This window comes from Stenotrophomonas sp. FR012, from assembly GCF_047520565.2.
GTDB lineage: Bacteria > Pseudomonadota > Gammaproteobacteria > Xanthomonadales > Xanthomonadaceae > Stenotrophomonas > Stenotrophomonas sepilia.
Genome location: NZ_JAXBQL020000001.1, coordinates 564715 through 580352, shown reverse-complemented (window position 1 = coordinate 580352; position 15638 = coordinate 564715). Strand labels below are relative to the sequence as shown.

The window sequence follows — 15638 nt, the reverse complement described above, 5'->3', positions numbered from 1 at the left end:
TTTTGCCCACACAACAACGGCGCCACAGGGGCGCCGTTGTCTGGTCCGGGATGGAGGGCTTACTCCACAACCACCGGAATCTTGCCGATGCGGGCCTGCCATTCGCGCGGGCCGGTCTTGTGCACCGATTCGCCGGTGGAATCCACCGCCACGGTCACGGGCATGTCCTGCACGGTGAACTCGTAGATCGCTTCCATGCCCAGGTCGGCGAAACCAACGACCTTGGCCGCCTTGATCGCCTTGGACACCAGGTAGGCCGAACCACCAACGGCCATCAGGTAGGCCGACTTGTGCTTCCTGATCGCCTCGATGGCGGCCGGGCCGCGCTCGGCCTTGCCGACCATGCCCAGCAGGCCGGTCTGCGCCAGCACCTGCTCGGTGAACTTGTCCATGCGGGTCGCCGTGGTCGGGCCAGCCGGGCCCACCACTTCGTCGCGCACCGGATCGACCGGGCCGACGTAATAGATGAAGCGGCCCTTCAGATCGACCGGCAGCTCCTCGCCCTTGTTGAGCATGTCGACCATGCGCTTGTGCGCGGCATCGCGACCCGTCAGCAGCTTGCCGTTGAGCAGCAGGGTCTGGCCCGGCTTCCAGCTGGCCACGTCTTCCGGGGTGATCGTGTCCAGGTCCACGCGGGTGCCCTTGGACGCGTCATAGGTCAGTTTCGGCCAGTCTTCCAGCGACGGCGGGTCCAGCATCACCGGGCCACTGCCATCCAGGGTGAAGTGCGCATGGCGGGTGGCGGCGCAGTTCGGGATCATCGCCACCGGCAGGTTGGCCGCATGGGTCGGATAGTCGTTGATCTTGATGTCCAGCACAGTGGTCAGGCCGCCCAGGCCCTGCGCACCGATGCCCAATGCATTGACCTTCTCATACAGCTCCAGGCGCAGCTCCTCGATGCGGTTGGAGGCACCACGGGCCTGCAGCTCGGTGATGTCGATCGGTTCCATCAGCGCCTCCTTGGCCAGCAGCATCGCCTTCTCGGCGGTGCCACCGATGCCGATGCCGAGCATGCCCGGCGGGCACCAGCCGGCGCCCATGGTCGGCACGGTCTTCAGCACCCAGTCGACGATGGAGTCGGACGGGTTGAGCATGGCGAACTTGGTCTTCGCTTCCGAACCACCGCCCTTGGCGGCAACGATGACGTCGACCTTGTTGCCCGGCACCACCTTGACGTTGACCACGCCCGGGGTGTTGTCCTTGGTATTGATCCGCTTGCCGGCCGGATCAGCCAGCACCGAGGCGCGCAGCTTGTTGTCCGGATGCATGTAGGCGCGGCGAACGCCTTCATTGGCCATGTCTTCCACGCCCATGGTGGCGTCATCCCAACGCACGTCCATGCCGATTTCCAGGAACACGGTGACGATGCCGGTGTCCTGGCAGATCGGACGGTGGCCTTCGGCGCACATCCGCGAATTGATCAGGATCTGGGCCATCGCTTCCTTCGCGGCCGGCGACTCCTCGCGCTCGTACGCGGCGGCGAGGTTCTTGATGTAGTCGACCGGGTGGTAGTACGAGATGTACTGCAGCGCGTCGGCGATGGACTGGATGAGGTCTTCCTGCTTGATCGATGTCACGGCTTGCTCGCTTGCTCGAGGCTGGCGGGGGTAATCCGCCCATTTTACCCCCTCCCCCGGCCCCGGGGTGGTCGTGCCGGCCGCTGGCCGGCAAGATTCCCCCCGACGCTCTGTCACGCCACGCGCCACTGCGGCGTCCTTGCACACATGAACGCCGAAACCGTTTTCCAGACCCACCGCCCGCGCCTGATGGCGCTGGCCTATCGCCTGCTCGGCAGCCGCGCCGACGCCGAAGACGTGGTCCAGGACGCCTGGCTGCGCTGGTCCGGCGCCGATCCCGCCAGCGTCCGCGATGCAGAGGCCTGGCTGGTCACCACCACCACCCGGCTCGGCCTGGACCGCCTGCGAGCGGCCAAGCGCGAGCGTGTCCACTATGTCGGCCCATGGCTGGCCGAACCGCTGGCGGTCACCCTGGAGCCTGACCCCTCGCCCGGCCCGGCCCAGCTGCATGCGCTGGCCGACGAGGTCTCGGTCGCCTTCCTGACCCTGCTCGAACAGCTCGGCCCCGAAGAACGCGCCGCCTTCCTGCTGAAGGAGGCCTTCGACCACGACTACCGTGAGATCGCCGACCTGATCGGCCACAGCGAAGCCAACTGCCGGCAGCTGGTGCACCGTGCCCGGCAGCGCCTGCAGGCCGGACGGCCGCGCTTCAACGCCGATGCCATCCAGCACCGGCAGTTGCTGACGCGCTTCATGGATGCCTCGCAGCGCGGCGACAGCGAGGCGATCCAGGCCCTGCTGCACGCCAACGCGCAACTGGTCTCCGACGGTGGCGGCGTGGTTACCGCCGCGATCCGCCCGCTGCTGGGCGCCGAGCGCATCGGCCGCCTGTTCTGGGCCATCGCCCGCCGCGGCGCGGTGCATCCGGCGCAGCTGGGCTACGTCAACGGCGAACCGGCGATCCTGCGCTTCCAGGGCGACCGCCTGCACTCAGTCACCACCATCGAGGTGGTCGATTGCCGCATCGCCAACGTGTACAGCGTGCTGAATCCAGAAAAATTGCCGAAGGTTGTCACGCACCACGACGCTGCGGCGTCCTTGTGATGAAAGGCGGCCATCGTGGCCGCCGTGGAGCCCACGATGTCCGATCACACCTTCCCCCGCGTCCCCTACACCCGCCTGGCCGCCGAGGCCTTCAAGGGCCTGCTGGCCACCAGCCAGGCGGTGCATGACAGCTCGATCGACCCGACCCTGATGGAGCTGGTGTTCCTGCGCGTGTCGCAGCTCAACGGCTGCGGCTACTGCATGGACATGCACGGCACCGCGCTGCGCCGGGCGGCATCGAGCCGCGCAAGCTGGACACCCTGCCCGCCTGGCACGAAAGCCGCTTCTTCGATGCGCGCGAACGCGCAGCACTGGGCTGGGCCGAGGCGCTGACCCGCTTGACCGACGGAGCGCCGTCGCAGGCAGCGTTCGATGCGCTGGCACCGCACTTCGATGCGAAGGGCATCAGCGACCTGAGCATGGGCATTGCGGTGATCAATGCCTGGAACCGGCTGGGTGCGGGGCTGCTGCCACCGCTGCCGTAACGGAGAGCGGGGTCGGATCCCTTCGCATGGCGAAGGGCTCTGACTCCGAGGCGCGGTGGCGGGGTCAGAGCCCTTTGCGCTGCAAAGGGATCTGACCCCATCTGACCCCATCTGCACGCCGTGCGCGCGCACAATGGCGGCATGCCTACTGCCGCCGCGAAGAAACCCAGCCTGCGCCAGCGCTTCAGGGCGATGCGCAATCTGCCCCCCTTCCTGCGCATGGTCTGGAAGACCAGTCCGGCGCTGACCCTGGCCAGCCTGGGGCTGCGCCTGATCCGTGCGCTGCTGCCGGTGGCGATGCTCTACGTCGGCAAGCTGATCATCGACAGCGCCCTGCACCTGAGCCAGCACGATGCCGGCTTCCCGCCGCTGGGCGAGGCGCTGTCCAGCGGCCTGCTCAATCCACTGCTGGGCCTGCTGGCACTGGAATTCGGCCTGGCCATCGCCTCAGACCTGCTCGGCCGGCTGGTCAGCTATGCCGACGTTCTGCTTTCCGAACTGTTCGCCAACGCCACCAGCATCCGTCTGATGGAACACGCCGCGACGCTGGACCTGGAGGATTTCGAAGACCCGGATCTGCAGGACAAGCTGGACCGTGCGCGCCGCCAGACCATGGGCAGGATGAACCTGATGAGCCAGCTGTTCGGCCAGGTGCAGGACGCGATCACCGTGGCCAGCCTCGCCGTCGGCCTGCTGGTCTACGCGCCGTGGCTGATCCTGCTGCTGGCGCTGGCACTGGTGCCGGCCTTCATCGGCGAATCGCACTTCAACGCGGCCGGCTACAGCCTCAACTTCCAGTGGACGCCCGAGCGCCGCCAGCTCGACTACCTGCGCCAGCTGGGCGCCAGCGTGGAAACGGCCAAGGAAGTGAAGATCTACAACCTGCACCGCTTCCTGGTGGAGCGCTACCGGCGCCTGTCGGTGGCATTGTTCCAGGCCAACCGCGCCCTGGCACGGCGCCGCGCGTTCTGGGGCACGCTGCTGGCTGCGCTGGGCACGCTGGGGTATTACACCGCCTACGCCTACATCGCATGGCGCACGGTGCGTGGGGACTTCTCGATCGGCGACCTGACCTTCCTCGCCGGCAGCTTCCTGCGCCTGCGCCAGCTGCTGGAAGGCCTGCTGATCGGCTTCTCGCAGGTGGCCAGCCAGGCGCTGTACCTGGAGGACCTGTTCTCGTTCTTCCAGATCCAGCCGGAAATCCACTCGCGCGATGGGGCCGTGCGCGTGCCGCAACCGATCCGCCAGGGCTTCGTATTCGAGAACGTCGGCTTCCGCTACCCCGATGCCGAACAGTGGGCGGTGCGTCACCTGGATTTCCAGCTGCACGCCGGCGAAGTGCTGGCCCTGGTCGGCGAGAACGGCGCCGGCAAGACCACCCTGGTGAAGCTGCTGGCGCGGCTGTACGAACCGGACGAAGGCCGCATCCTGCTCGATGGCCGCGACCTGCGCGATTACGACCTGGATGACCTGCGCGCCAACCTCGGGGTGATCTTCCAGGACTTCGTGCGCTACAACCTCAGCGCCGGCGAAAACATCGGCGTCGGCCAGGTCGAGGCGATGGACGACCAGGCACGCATCGCTGACGCGGCGCGACGCGGCATGGCCGAGGAAGTCATCGACGACCTGCCCGGCGGCTACGACCAGCAGATCGGCCGCCGCTTCAAGCAGGGCGTGGACCTGTCCGGTGGCCAGTGGCAGAAGATCGCCATTGCCCGCGCATGGATGCGCAATGCGCAGGTGATGATCCTGGATGAGCCAACGGCAGCGCTGGATGCCCGCAGTGAGTTCGAGGTGTTCCAGCGGTTCAGGGAACTGGCGGATAATCGCACCGCAGTACTGATTTCCCACCGCTTTTCCTCGGTACGCATGGCCGACCGCATCCTGGTGCTGGCCGATGGCCGGATCGAGGCCAGCGGCACCCATGCGCAGCTGATGGCGCAGGGCGGCCGCTATGCCGAGCTGTTCGAGCTGCAGGCGGCGGGTTACCGTTGAGAACGCCTCTCGTTCCGCCCAATGAGAACTTGTCTCATTTGAGATAGAATTACCCCCGACGACTTTCGATAGATACGCCCATGTCCTCCGCTTTCGGCGCCGAAACGGTGCTTGAGGTCCGTCACTGGACCGATGCCTACTTCAGCTTCACCACCACCCGCGACAGCGGCTTCCGCTTCGAGAACGGCCAGTTCGTGATGATCGGCCTGGAAACCGAGGCGCGACCGCTGCTGCGCGCCTATTCCATTGCCAGTGCCAATTGGGAAGAACAGCTGGAGTTCTTCAGCATCAAGGTGCAGGACGGCCCGCTGACCTCGCGCCTGCAGCACATCAAGCCGGGCGATAAGGTACTGGTCGGCAAGAAGCCCACCGGCACCCTGCTGATCAGCGACCTGCATCCCGGCAGGAACCTGTACCTGCTGGGCACCGGCACCGGCCTGGCGCCGTGGCTGTCGGTCATCAAGGACCCGGAAACCTACGAGCGCTTCGAGAAGGTGATCCTGTGCCACGGCGTGCGCTTCGAAAAGGACCTGGCCTACCGCGATTACTTCGAGAGGGAACTGCGTGAGCACGAGTTCCTCGGCGAGATGATCGGCGACAAGCTGCTGTACTACCCGGCCGTCACCCGCGAGCCGTTCGCCAACCAGGGCCGCCTGACCCAGCTGATGGAGAGCGGCGAGATGCAGCGCACCCTCGGCCTGCCGGAACTGAGCCCGGAAAACGACCGCGCGATGATCTGCGGCAGCCCGCAGATGCTGGCCGACCTTCGCACCGTGCTCGATGCCCGGGGTTTCCAGGTTTCGCCGCGCATCGGCCAACCGGGCCACTACGTGTTCGAGCGCGCGTTCGTCGAGAAATAGCCCATCGCATCTGTAGAGCCGAGCCCGCGCTCGGAGTCAGCCGGAAAAGCAGCCGAGCGTGGGCTCGGCTCTACAGCAGCGCTTCGATCGCGCTGCGCAACTGCTCCGGCCTGGTGGTGGGCGCATGCCGCGACACCACCTGCCCCTGGCGATCGACCAGGAACTTGCTGAAATTCCACTTGATGCGGGCACTGCCGAGCAGGCCACGCTTTTCGTGCGTCATCCAGGCCCACAACGGATCAGCGCCCTCGCCGTTGACCTCGATCTTCTCCGACAGCGGAAAGCTGACCGGATAGTCCAGCGAACAGAACTGGCGGATCTGCGCCGCGTCCCCCGGCTCCTGCGCACCGAACTGGTTGCACGGGAAGCCGATCACCACCAGGCCGCGCTCGCGGTAGTCCTGCCACAACTGTTCCAGGCCGGTGTACTGCGGGGTGAAGCCACAGCGGCTGGCGACGTTCACCAGCAGCAACGGGTGGCCCTGATAACGGGCCAGCGCCTGCGGCTGGCCGTCGAGGTCACGGAAGCTGAAATCGTAGGCGCTGGTCATGATGGCGGGCCGTGGGCGGTGAATGCACGGTACCCGCGCCCGGAGCCGGCAACATGCCTTTTGACACAAGTGCGGACGCCGCCGGCCGGGTTACCCTCGGGCCCTTGTTTGCCTTACCGGAGTCCCTGCCTTGACCACCCGCCTTGCCCTTGCCGTGGCCATGTCCCTCGGCCTTGCCCTGCCCGCCTTCTCGGCCAGCGCCGTCACCCCGTCTGCCAGCACCCATGCCCAGCAGGCCAATCCGTTCTTCGCCGAAAGCCCGCTGCCCCTGCATTATCCGCAGTTCGACAGGATCAAGGACAGCGACTTCGCCCCGGCCTTCGACGCCGGCATGGCGCAGCAGCTGAAGGAAGTGGAGGCCATCGCCAACAACAAGGCCAAGCCAACCTTCGACAACACCATCATCGCCCTGGAAAAGAGCGGTGACATCCTCGACCGCGCGACCACCGTGTTCTTCAGCCTGGTCGGCGCCGATACCAACGACACCCGCAAGAAGCTGCAGGCCGACTACTCGGCGAAGTTCGCCGCGCACAGCGATGCGATCGCGCTGAACGGCAAGCTGTTCGCCCGCATCCAGGCGCTGTATGACACCCGCAGCCAGCTGGGCCTGGACGCCGAAGGCGTGCGCCTGGTCGAGAAGTACTACGACAACTACGTGCGCGCAGGCGCCAAGCTGTCCGAGGCCGACAAGGCCAAGCTGAAGGAGATGAACGCCGAGCTGGCCAACCTGGGCACCAAGTTCAGCCAGAACGTGCAGTCGGAAGTGAACGCTTCGGCAATCACCGTCGACGACGTCAAGGCGCTGGACGGCCTGTCCAAGGAGCAGATCGCCGCCGCCGCCGAAGCCGCCAAGGCCCGCGGCCAGGACGGCAAGTACGTGATCACCCTGCTCAACACCACCGGCCAGCCGCCGCTGACCAACCTGGCCAACCGCGCCCTGCGCCAGAAGATCTACGAAGCGTCGGTCAGCCGTGGCAGCCGTGGCGGTGAGTTCGACAACACCGCGCTGGTCTCGCGCATCATGCAGCTGCGTGCCGACAAGGCCAAGCTGATGGGCTTCCCGAACTTCGCCGCCTACAACCTGACCAACCAGACCGCCAAGACCCCCGAAGCGGTCAACGCAATGCTGGGCAAGCTGGCCCCGGCCGCGGTGGCCAACGCCAAGCGTGAAGCCGCCGACCTGCAGGCGATGATCGACCAGGAACAGAAGGCCGCCGGCAAGCCGACGTTCAAGCTGGAACCGTGGGACTGGGCCTTCTACAGCGAGAAGGTGCGCCAAGCCAAGTACAACTTCGACGAGTCGCAGCTGAAGCCGTACTTCGAAATGAAGAACGTGCTGGAGAACGGCGTGTTCTACGCCGCGGGCCAGGAATTCGGCCTGACCTTCAAGCAGCGCACCGACCTGCCGGTCTACCACGATGACGTCACCGTCTACGACGTGTTCGACGCCGACGGCAGCCAGCTGGCGATCTTCATCTTCGACCCGTATGCACGCGCCTCCAAGCGCGGTGGTGCGTGGATGAACTCCTACGTCTCGCAGTCCAAGCTGACCGGCTTCAAGCCGGTGGTCGCCAACCACCTGAACATTCCGAAGCCGCCGGCCGGCCAGCCGACCCTGCTGACCTGGGACGAGGTGAACACCACCTTCCACGAGTTCGGCCACGCCCTGCACGGCATGTTCTCCAACGTGAAGTACCCGTACTTCTCGGGCACCTCGGTGCCGCGTGACTTCGTCGAGTTCCCCTCCCAGGTCAACGAGATGTGGTCGGACAACCCGGTCATCCTGAAGAACTACGCCAAGCACTACCAGAACGGTTCGGCGATGCCGCAGGCGCTGCTGGACAAGGTGCTGGCGGCGGCCAAGTTCAACCAGGGCTTCGCCACCACCGAATACCTGGGCGCGGCGATGCTGGACCAGAACTGGCACCAGATCGGCCCGGACCAGGTGCCGGCGGCCAAGGACGTGATGGCCTTCGAGCGCGCCGCACTGGAGAAGGACGGCATCTACTACGCTCCGGTTCCGCCGCGTTACAAGACCCCGTACTTCAGCCACATCATGGGCGGCTATTCGGCCGGCTACTACGCCTACATCTGGTCGGAAGTGCTGGATGCCAACACCCAGAAGTGGTTCAAGGACAATGGCGGCCTGAGCCGCAAGAACGGCGACCACTTCCGCGCTACCCTGCTGTCCAAGGGCGGCAGCGTCGACGCGATGCAGCTGTTCCGCGATTTCGCCGGCCACGAGCCGCAGATCGAACCGCTGCTGGAAAAGCGTGGCCTGACCGGCGCCAGCAACTGATCGCCTGCGCGCTAGCGTGAAACGAAAACCGCCCGGGAGACCGGGCGGTTTTTTTTGTTGAGCCATTCATGCCAAAGACCATGCAGGGTGATCCCTGAGGTCACCTGCTACAGTTCAGTCGGCCGTGTCGACATCGACTTCGCGAACCGCCACAAGGGGGAGCGAGACGATTGCGAAACCAACATTTGCAGGGCAATTATTGAGCCATGCCAGCCACCTGCCGCTCGCAGCCAACTCCAAAAGGTCAGCAGAACTCGCGAAGATAAAGTGACCGTTCCCGTTGATAGTAGTCCCCGTCATCCCCGTGGACCAGTCGTAACAGTACCTAGGCTCGTCTTCTGACGGGTCCAGATCTTGGGTGAACCAGACTTTGTCGCCGTAATAGCTCGCCAGTCGGCCGTTCTCAAGCCGGCTGAAATAGAACCGAAAGTCCTCGTACTTCGAGAGATAGTTCTCCCCATTATGCTTGATGGCTGCCTGGGCATGCGTCCAGTCAAGCGCCTCGTCGAACGTGTCAAACAGGGGAGATCTCACCTTGCCCCAGCCCCAGTTGTAGCCCGTGTCACGAATATGCTCACCCTGATACTTCGTCACAGTACCCGCTTGTGCCGTATTACCTGCGATCAGGCCAAGAACAACGGCAAGCAAGATCCTCCTCCCATCCATCCTTCTCTCCTTGCGGACTGTAGGGTAGCTGTCAGCCTCAGCCAATTTAACGCTGAGCTGACTCCGTCTTCAGATTAAGGCGCTTCGGCAATCGAGAACTGCGACTTCCCGCTCATCATCGGAAATACGTCGGGCCTTCAATCTTCAAGTGACAAAGCCATCTTGACCTCAGGCGTGGCTTCACCGTGGCGCCACGTATCCACCCGGCACGCCTTCCGGCGATAGCACCAGCTGCCACAGCTGCGCGTGCCGGCAGCGGAAGGTGGCCATCGACCCGGCCAGGTAGAAGCGCCACATGCGGCGGAAATGCTCGTCGTAACGCGCGTCCAACTGCGGCCACGCTGCTTCCACGTTGCGCCGCCATGCCTGCAGGGTCAGGTCGTAGTCGGTGCCGAAGTTGTGCCAGTCTTCCAGCACGAAACGGCCTTCGAACGCCCGGGTGATCTGCGCCGCCGACGGCAGCATCGAGTTGGGAAAGATGTAGCGCGCGATCCACGGATCGGTGCGATGCCGGGAGATGTTGGTGCCGATGGTGTGCAACAGCAGCAAGCCGCGCTGCGACAGGCAACGCTTGGCCACCTCGAAAAAGCCCGCGTAGTTCTTGTCACCGACGTGCTCGAACATGCCGATCGAGAAAATCGCATCGAACGGTTCGTCCAGCTCGCGGTAGTCCTGCAATCGGATCTCGATCGGCAGGCCCGCGCACAGGTTCCGCGCGAACTCGGCCTGCTCCTGCGAAATCGTCACGCCGACGCCGCTGACACCGTAGCGCTCAACGGCGAACTTCAGCGCTTCACCCCAACCGCAGCCGATGTCCAGCACGCGCTGGCCCGGGCGCAGGCCCAGCTTGCGGCAGACCAGGTCGAGCTTGGCTTCCTGTGCGGCGTCGAGATCATCGGCGTTGCGCCAATAGCCACAGCTGTAGACCAGGCGCTGACCGAGCATGGCCTGGTAGAGATCGTTGCCCAGGTCGTAATGACGGCGCCCGACCTCGTAGCTGCCCTGCCCCGCCTGCAGGTTGAACAGGCGCGCCTTCAGCGCATCGGCCACTTCGCGCCAGCCGTGCACCCGTTCATCCAGGTGCGCCTGCATCAGGTGGACGAGGAATTCATCCAGGACGTTCGCATCCCACCACCCTTCCATGTAGCTCTCGCCCAGGCCGAGCGAGCCGTGGCCCATGACCCGCGCGAAAAAGCGCGGGTCATGCACCTGGATGTCCTGTGGCTGGGTACCGCCGATGCGGACCCCGGCTTCGTGGAGCAGGCCGGCGACCCGCTCCTGCAACCCTGTATCCACGCCACCTCCTCGACTGCGGTCAACCGCGTGCGAACAGCTCCACGTAGTCCTTGGCCACGTGCGGCAACAGCACCGCCGCCGGTACATCGGCGGTCTGGGTGCCGTCCGAGTATGGACCCACCTGGTACGGAGGGAAAACAAACCGTAGCGCGGTGATCTGCCCCTTGTCGTCGGTCAGTGGCTGGAACTGGCTGAAATTGTCGGCCTGCGGGCCAGTACCGTCGGCGATCATGCGCGATGCGTTGCGCAGCGATTCCTGCAGTTGGGCCGGGTCCATGTCCTCGCCGCTGAGCCGCGTGGCCACGCGTTCGCGCAGCTGGTCGGAGACGAAATCGCTGATTGCCTTCCAGCCCTTGGCATCGGTCACCAGCTTGTCGGCACTGAGCATCTGCTGCTGCTGCGGCAGCCATACGAAGCGCGCCACCAGCGGTTCGCCATGGGCGCCACCGGTGTAGCGGCTGCCATCGGCACTGACCACCACCAGCTGCGGGGTTTCCAGCAGCTTCTCGAAGCTCAACGACAGCTCGTAGGGCATGGTCGGCTTGTCATTGCCCAGCCCGTCCAGCGCCTGCTGCAGGTCACTGCGTGCACTCGTCGCATAACTCTGCAGCGCGCGCGCCAGGCCGGGGTAGCGGTCGATACCGGCCGGGTAGCTGATGCCCACCACTTCGCGCTCGTTGTTTTCGATCACGTCGCGCAGGTCCAGCGGCGCTTCCGTGGCCGGCGTCTCGCCGGCGGCGGTGGCTTCGGCGGCGGGCGCCGCGTCGGTTACCGGCGCCGGCTCGCTTTCACGCTGGCAACCGGCCAGCAACAGCACGCCCACCACGCCAGCCAGCACGCTGCCGTGCAGTGGCCGGTTGTTTCCAATCTTCATCGGGATCCCCTGTTCATGTTTGTACATCATCGCCTGCCATGGCTGAAGCGTGGCCCGCTGGCATTCAGCCAACGAGCAGGTCGTGGTACTCCTCGTGCCGCTGCAGGAAGGCCTCGGCGTAGGAACATGCCGGCACCACCTTGTACTTCTGCTCGCGGGCGAAACGCAGTGCCACGCGGGTGAGTTCACCGGCGATGCCACGGCCGGCGATCGGCTCAGGCACCTCGGTGTGGGTGATGACCATGCGCTTGCGCTTGATCTGGTAGTCCAGCACCGCCAGCTGTCCTCGCACACGGGCGGTGAAGCGGTGGTTGGCCAGATCGTGTTCGACCTCGTAGGCCAGACCGGGGGGCGTGACCGAAGCCATGGAACTGTCTCCTGCGGCGACTGCGTGGATGGTGCGCAGCCGGGCGCCATGATCGCGTGAAGCCTGAACAGGGGCAAGTCCAGTCCATTCACGTCAGTTTTCGCCCTCAAGCTGGAGGGGCGCCGGCCGCTATCGCCTATGGCGGGGTACGGCCAGGCTGGCACGACCCTTGCGACCGTTGATCATGCGCACCACCGTGGAGGCTCCCATGCACGCCAGCGATTCCCATTCCGATACCGACCGCGCCCTGCTGGAGGGCCTGCTGCAACTGGCGGTGGAAGGGCAGACCGAGGATCAGGATTTCCAGCGCATCGGCGAGGAAGTATTCGCCCGCCTGCTGGATACCTACGGCCACACGACCCAGGCCTGAAACCGGATACGCCGGGGCCGGATCCACAGGATCCGACCCCGGCACGCTTCAGCCGCCCAGGCGGAAGGTCGGGTTGGAGAGCTCGCGCAGGAAGTGGTTGAAGATGCTCGGCTGCATGGCCAGCATGAAGATCACGCCGAACGCCGCACCTGCCAGGTGCGCGCTGTGGTTGATGCGGTCGCCGCCGCGCTTGTCCATCCAGATGCTGTAGCCGACGTAGAACGCGGCATAGATGATCGCCGGTGCCGGGATGAAGAACACCAGGATGATCGACCACGGCTTGATCAGGATGAAGGCGAACAGCACCGCCGACACCGCACCGGATGCCCCAAGGCTGAGGTAGTTCGGATTCTTCTGGTTCTTCAGGTAGCTGGGCAGGATCGAGACCAGCAGCGCGCCGATGTAGAACGCCGGGTAGGTCAGGTAGCTGCCGGTCAGCTGCACCATCACACTCTCGATGAATCCCCCGAAGAAGAACAGGGTGATCATGTTGAAGATCAGGTGCGACCAGTCGGCGTGGATGAAACCATAGGTCACCAGCCGGTCGTACTGGCGATGGCGATCGACGGCCGGCGGCCACAGGATCAGGCGATCGGCCAGCTTGCGGTTGTTGAAGGCCATCCACGACAGGATGGCGGTGATGGCGATCAACAGCAGATTGACGGGGGTCATGTCAGGCTCAGGCGCTACGGTAGTTATCGACCATACGATAGCGTTTCGCGTACCAACCGAAGGCCAACGCCGCGACGAAGGCGAAACCGGCGAAGAAGAACATCAGGAACGCCGCTTCGCTCAGGCCCGTACTGGCAATCCTGTGGGTCACGGCATCGTTGCGCACGGCAGCGTTCGACAGCAGCACCCACAGGTTGCCGATGGTGGTGGTCAGGTTCCAGAAGCTCATCACTACGCCCTTCATCGCCTGCGGCGCCTGGCTGTAGGCGAACTCCAGGCCGGTGGCCGAGACCAGCACCTCACCGAAGGTCAGCAGCGCATACGGCAGCATCTGCCAGAAGATCGACATGGCGTTGCCGCCGTCCATCACCACCTGGATGCCGCCGACCACGATCCAGGCCAGGCCGCTGAAGGCGATGCCGGCGGTCATGCGGCGCAGCGCGGTCGGCTCGAAGCCGAAGCGGCGCAGGGCCGGGTACAGCACCAGGTTGTTGAACGGAATCAGGATCATCACCAGCAGCGGGTTCAGCGCCTGCATCTGCGAGGCGGTGAACCAGCTCGGCATCTGCATCTGCTGGCCCTGCAGGACCCAGGTCGAGGCCTTCTGGTCGAACAGCGAGAAGAAAGGCGTGGTCAGCGCGAAGATCACCAGCACGCGCAGCACCGAGCGCACGCCTTCCACGGCTTCGGCCGGATGCTGGCCACGGGCGCGATCGAGCTGCAGCCAGGTGCCACCACCGATGCCCGCCAGGATCGACACCAGCGCCAGGCACAGGCAGATCACGATGCCCAGCGAGCCGACCAGGCCGAACGAGGCCGCCGCCAGCGCCAGGCCGAGCACGGCGATCACCAGGCCCGGACGGCCCTGGCCGGCCACGCGCGTGGTCAGCGCGGTACGCACCACGTTGGCGAACGAATGCGGATCCTTCGGCGGCAGCGGCACCAGCACGTAGCGCTTGCGGCCCAGCCAGAACACGAAGGTAGCAATGAACATCAGGATGCCCGGGATACCGAACGCCCACTGCGGCCCCCAGTTCTTCAGTGCCAGCGGGATCAGCAGCGAGGCGAACAGCGAGCCGAAGTTGATGATCCAGTAGAAGGCGTCGAAGACGATCTTGGCCAGGTGCTTGTTGCTCTGGTCGAACTGGTCGCCCATGAACGAGGCCACCAGCGGCTTGATGCCACCGGCACCCAGCGCGATCAGGCCCAGGCCAAGGAAGAAGCCCTCGCGGCTGTTCTCGAACAGCGCCAGGCACAGGTGGCCGGCGCAGTAGACCAGGCTGAACCAGAGGATCGTGTGGTACTTGCCGAAGAACCTGTCGGCCAGCCAGCCACCGAGCAGCGGGAAGAAATACACGCCGATCATGAAGCTGTGCATGATGTCCTTGGCTTCACCGGCACGGCCTTCCGCAGTGATTTCCTGCAGCAGCAGCGAGGTGATCAGGAACTGCACCAGGATGTTGCGCATCCCGTAGAAACTGAACCGTTCGCAGGCCTCATTGCCGATGATGTACGGAATCTGGCGCGGCATCTTTCCTTGGCCGGCGATGGGGGCGACTGCGTCGTGGCTCATCCTGTAAGGCATTCCTGCAAAGCGAAAGGCGCAAGGTTACCGGAACCGGGGCTTGCGAAGCACGCTGCAGGGCTGCATGACAACGGTGCCAATCCGTGGCAGGCAGTGCAGGCCCTGCCGGAAGTCACGGCACCTGCACGGCAAAAGCGTAAACTTATCGTTATGCGCCCCCTCGCCCCCGCCCGCCTCCTGCTCAGCTGCCTTGCGCTGTTGCTGGCATTGCAGGCGCAGGCACGACCACAGGCGCCGGCCGCCGTTGCCCGTGAGAGCGAACCTCGGCAGCTGACGGTAGCCGCGCTGGAGCTGCCCAGCCGCGATGACGCGCAATGGAAGCAGCGCCGCGAGCAGGTCGCACAACTGCTGACCGACCTGCAGCCGGACGTGATCTCGGTGCAGCAGGTGCTGCAGCAGCAAGGCCGCAACCCGGCCTGCTGGCTGGCCAGCCGGCTGCGCTACAGCTGCGACTTCGTCACCGCCGACCCACCCAGCCAGCCACTGCGCCATGGCAACGCCATGCTGACCCGGCTGCCGGTGAGCGAGGACGGCGTGACCCTGCTGCATCCTCCCGGCACCTTCAGTGCGGCCGGCATGATGCGGCTGAAGCTGGGCGAGGCGCTGGTCAACATCTATGTGGCGCGGCTCCGCCCGGACCCGGACGAGGCCACCGCCCGCCAACACCAGACCAGCGACCTGATGACCTGGATCGGCGCCACCGCCGAAGGCATGCCCAGCCTGATCGCGGGCGACTTTTCGGCCAGCACGGTTGAGCTGGTGCGTAGCACGCCCGGCTTCCAGCCGGCACGGCGCAATCCCGGCGGCCGCGCCGAGCCGCCTGCAGCCAGTGGTGGCGGCGCCAGTGGCCACGGCTTGGACGTGCTGTTCCAGGTCAAGCACTTCGGCGGCATCCGCCAGCAGCCGATCCTGCTGCCCGCCGACGGCGACCTGCCCGGACTGCGCCTCGGCGTGTTGGCAACCCTGCGCCTGCAGGACGATACGGCCACTGCGTATTT

At 65.3% G+C, this 15638-nt stretch carries 13 protein-coding genes and 2 pseudogenes; 7 read left to right on the top strand and 8 right to left on the bottom strand.

The features are described from left to right. Positions 1-59 precede the first annotated feature (59 nt). Positions 60-1577, bottom strand: a complete 1518-nt coding sequence (locus ACM0O9_RS02810; protein ID WP_005417564.1) for a fumarate hydratase — start codon at positions 1575-1577, stop codon at positions 60-62. A 147-nt stretch (positions 1578-1724) separates the two neighbouring features. Here ACM0O9_RS02810 and ACM0O9_RS02805 point away from each other — a divergent pair, with 147 nt between their 5' ends. The 4 genes and pseudogenes from ACM0O9_RS02805 (at position 1725) to ACM0O9_RS02790 (ending at position 5961) form a co-directional block, all read left to right on the top strand. Further along, positions 1725-2621 carry an RNA polymerase sigma-70 factor gene (locus tag ACM0O9_RS02805; protein WP_235649374.1) on the top strand — a complete coding sequence of 299 codons (897 nt, stop codon included), beginning with the start codon at positions 1725-1727 and terminating at the stop codon, positions 2619-2621. A gap of 36 nt (positions 2622-2657) precedes the next feature. Further along, positions 2658-3106, top strand: a pseudogene (locus ACM0O9_RS02800) (carboxymuconolactone decarboxylase family protein). 141 nt (positions 3107-3247) lie between these two features. Continuing rightward, entirely contained in the window at positions 3248-5101 is a 1854-nt protein-coding gene (locus tag ACM0O9_RS02795; RefSeq protein WP_414603769.1) for an ABC transporter ATP-binding protein, read from the top strand. Between the two features lie 80 nt (positions 5102-5181). Then, positions 5182-5961 carry a ferredoxin--NADP reductase gene (locus tag ACM0O9_RS02790; RefSeq protein WP_197598580.1) on the top strand — a complete coding sequence of 260 codons (780 nt, stop codon included), beginning with the start codon at positions 5182-5184 and terminating at the stop codon, positions 5959-5961. 70 nt (positions 5962-6031) lie between these two features. On the opposite strand, the gene ACM0O9_RS02785 is transcribed toward ACM0O9_RS02790, so the two are convergent. Next, positions 6032-6511 carry a glutathione peroxidase gene (locus ACM0O9_RS02785; RefSeq protein ID WP_053497833.1) on the bottom strand — a complete coding sequence of 160 codons (480 nt, stop codon included), beginning with the start codon at positions 6509-6511 and terminating at the stop codon, positions 6032-6034. A 130-nt stretch (positions 6512-6641) separates the two neighbouring features. On the opposite strand from ACM0O9_RS02785, the gene ACM0O9_RS02780 reads away from it, so the two are divergent. Beyond that, the gene (locus ACM0O9_RS02780) at positions 6642-8810 is read left to right on the top strand and encodes a M3 family metallopeptidase (protein WP_134955640.1); all 2169 of its coding nucleotides are present in this window, start codon (positions 6642-6644) and stop codon (positions 8808-8810) included. Positions 8811-8924: 114 nt separating this feature from the next. On the opposite strand, the gene ACM0O9_RS02775 is transcribed toward ACM0O9_RS02780, so the two are convergent. The 4 genes from ACM0O9_RS02775 to ACM0O9_RS02760 all read right to left on the bottom strand — a co-directional run bounded on the left by ACM0O9_RS02775 (position 8925) and on the right by ACM0O9_RS02760 (position 12013). Further along, positions 8925-9458: a hypothetical protein gene (locus ACM0O9_RS02775; RefSeq protein ID WP_146256550.1), complete on the bottom strand. Its 534-nt coding sequence runs from the start codon at positions 9456-9458 to the stop codon at positions 8925-8927. Between the two features lie 198 nt (positions 9459-9656). Then, positions 9657-10772 carry a cyclopropane fatty acyl phospholipid synthase gene (cfa, locus tag ACM0O9_RS02770; RefSeq protein WP_197598578.1) on the bottom strand — a complete coding sequence of 372 codons (1116 nt, stop codon included), beginning with the start codon at positions 10770-10772 and terminating at the stop codon, positions 9657-9659. Positions 10773-10791: 19 nt separating this feature from the next. Continuing rightward, entirely contained in the window at positions 10792-11673 is an 882-nt protein-coding gene (locus ACM0O9_RS02765; RefSeq protein ID WP_005417582.1) for a DUF3298 and DUF4163 domain-containing protein, read from the bottom strand. Between the two features lie 37 nt (positions 11674-11710). Beyond that, positions 11711-12013, bottom strand: a complete 303-nt coding sequence (locus ACM0O9_RS02760; protein WP_005417588.1) for a GNAT family N-acetyltransferase — start codon at positions 12011-12013, stop codon at positions 11711-11713. Between the two features lie 208 nt (positions 12014-12221). On the opposite strand from ACM0O9_RS02760, the gene ACM0O9_RS02755 reads away from it, so the two are divergent. Further along, the gene (locus ACM0O9_RS02755) at positions 12222-12383 is read left to right on the top strand and encodes a hypothetical protein (RefSeq protein ID WP_162911592.1); all 162 of its coding nucleotides are present in this window, start codon (positions 12222-12224) and stop codon (positions 12381-12383) included. Positions 12384-12431: 48 nt separating this feature from the next. On the opposite strand, the gene ACM0O9_RS02750 is transcribed toward ACM0O9_RS02755, so the two are convergent. Then, positions 12432-13055 (bottom strand): rhomboid family intramembrane serine protease, encoded by a 624-nt coding sequence (locus ACM0O9_RS02750; protein WP_005417591.1) that lies wholly within the window; start codon positions 13053-13055, stop codon positions 12432-12434. Positions 13056-13062: 7 nt separating this feature from the next. Beyond that, the gene (locus ACM0O9_RS02745; RefSeq protein ID WP_065186063.1) at positions 13063-14628 is read right to left on the bottom strand and encodes a POT-type proton-dependent oligopeptide transporter; all 1566 of its coding nucleotides are present in this window, start codon (positions 14626-14628) and stop codon (positions 13063-13065) included. Between the two features lie 162 nt (positions 14629-14790). On the opposite strand from ACM0O9_RS02745, the pseudogene ACM0O9_RS02740 reads away from it, so the two are divergent. Continuing rightward, positions 14791-15633, top strand: a pseudogene (locus tag ACM0O9_RS02740) (endonuclease/exonuclease/phosphatase family protein); the annotation flags it as partial. Positions 15634-15638: the final 5 nt, after the last annotated feature.

What these genes read in the sequence shown, in the direction of transcription:
- ACM0O9_RS02795 (WP_414603769.1), top strand. Translation starts at nt 3,248, where the DNA reads ATGCCTACTGCCGCCGCGAAGAAACCCAGCCTGCGCCAGCGCTTCAGG.
- ACM0O9_RS02755 (WP_162911592.1), top strand. Translation starts at nt 12,222, where the DNA reads ATGCACGCCAGCGATTCCCATTCCGATACCGACCGCGCCCTGCTGGAG.
- ACM0O9_RS02790 (WP_197598580.1), top strand. Translation starts at nt 5,182, where the DNA reads ATGTCCTCCGCTTTCGGCGCCGAAACGGTGCTTGAGGTCCGTCACTGG.
- ACM0O9_RS02760 (WP_005417588.1), bottom strand. Translation starts at nt 12,013, where the DNA reads ATGGCTTCGGTCACGCCCCCCGGTCTGGCCTACGAGGTCGAACACGAT.
- ACM0O9_RS02765 (WP_005417582.1), bottom strand. Translation starts at nt 11,673, where the DNA reads ATGTACAAACATGAACAGGGGATCCCGATGAAGATTGGAAACAACCGG.
- ACM0O9_RS02785 (WP_053497833.1), bottom strand. Translation starts at nt 6,511, where the DNA reads ATGACCAGCGCCTACGATTTCAGCTTCCGTGACCTCGACGGCCAGCCG.
- ACM0O9_RS02805 (WP_235649374.1), top strand. Translation starts at nt 1,725, where the DNA reads ATGAACGCCGAAACCGTTTTCCAGACCCACCGCCCGCGCCTGATGGCG.
- ACM0O9_RS02750 (WP_005417591.1), bottom strand. Translation starts at nt 13,055, where the DNA reads ATGACCCCCGTCAATCTGCTGTTGATCGCCATCACCGCCATCCTGTCG.
- ACM0O9_RS02745 (WP_065186063.1), bottom strand. Translation starts at nt 14,628, where the DNA reads ATGAGCCACGACGCAGTCGCCCCCATCGCCGGCCAAGGAAAGATGCCG.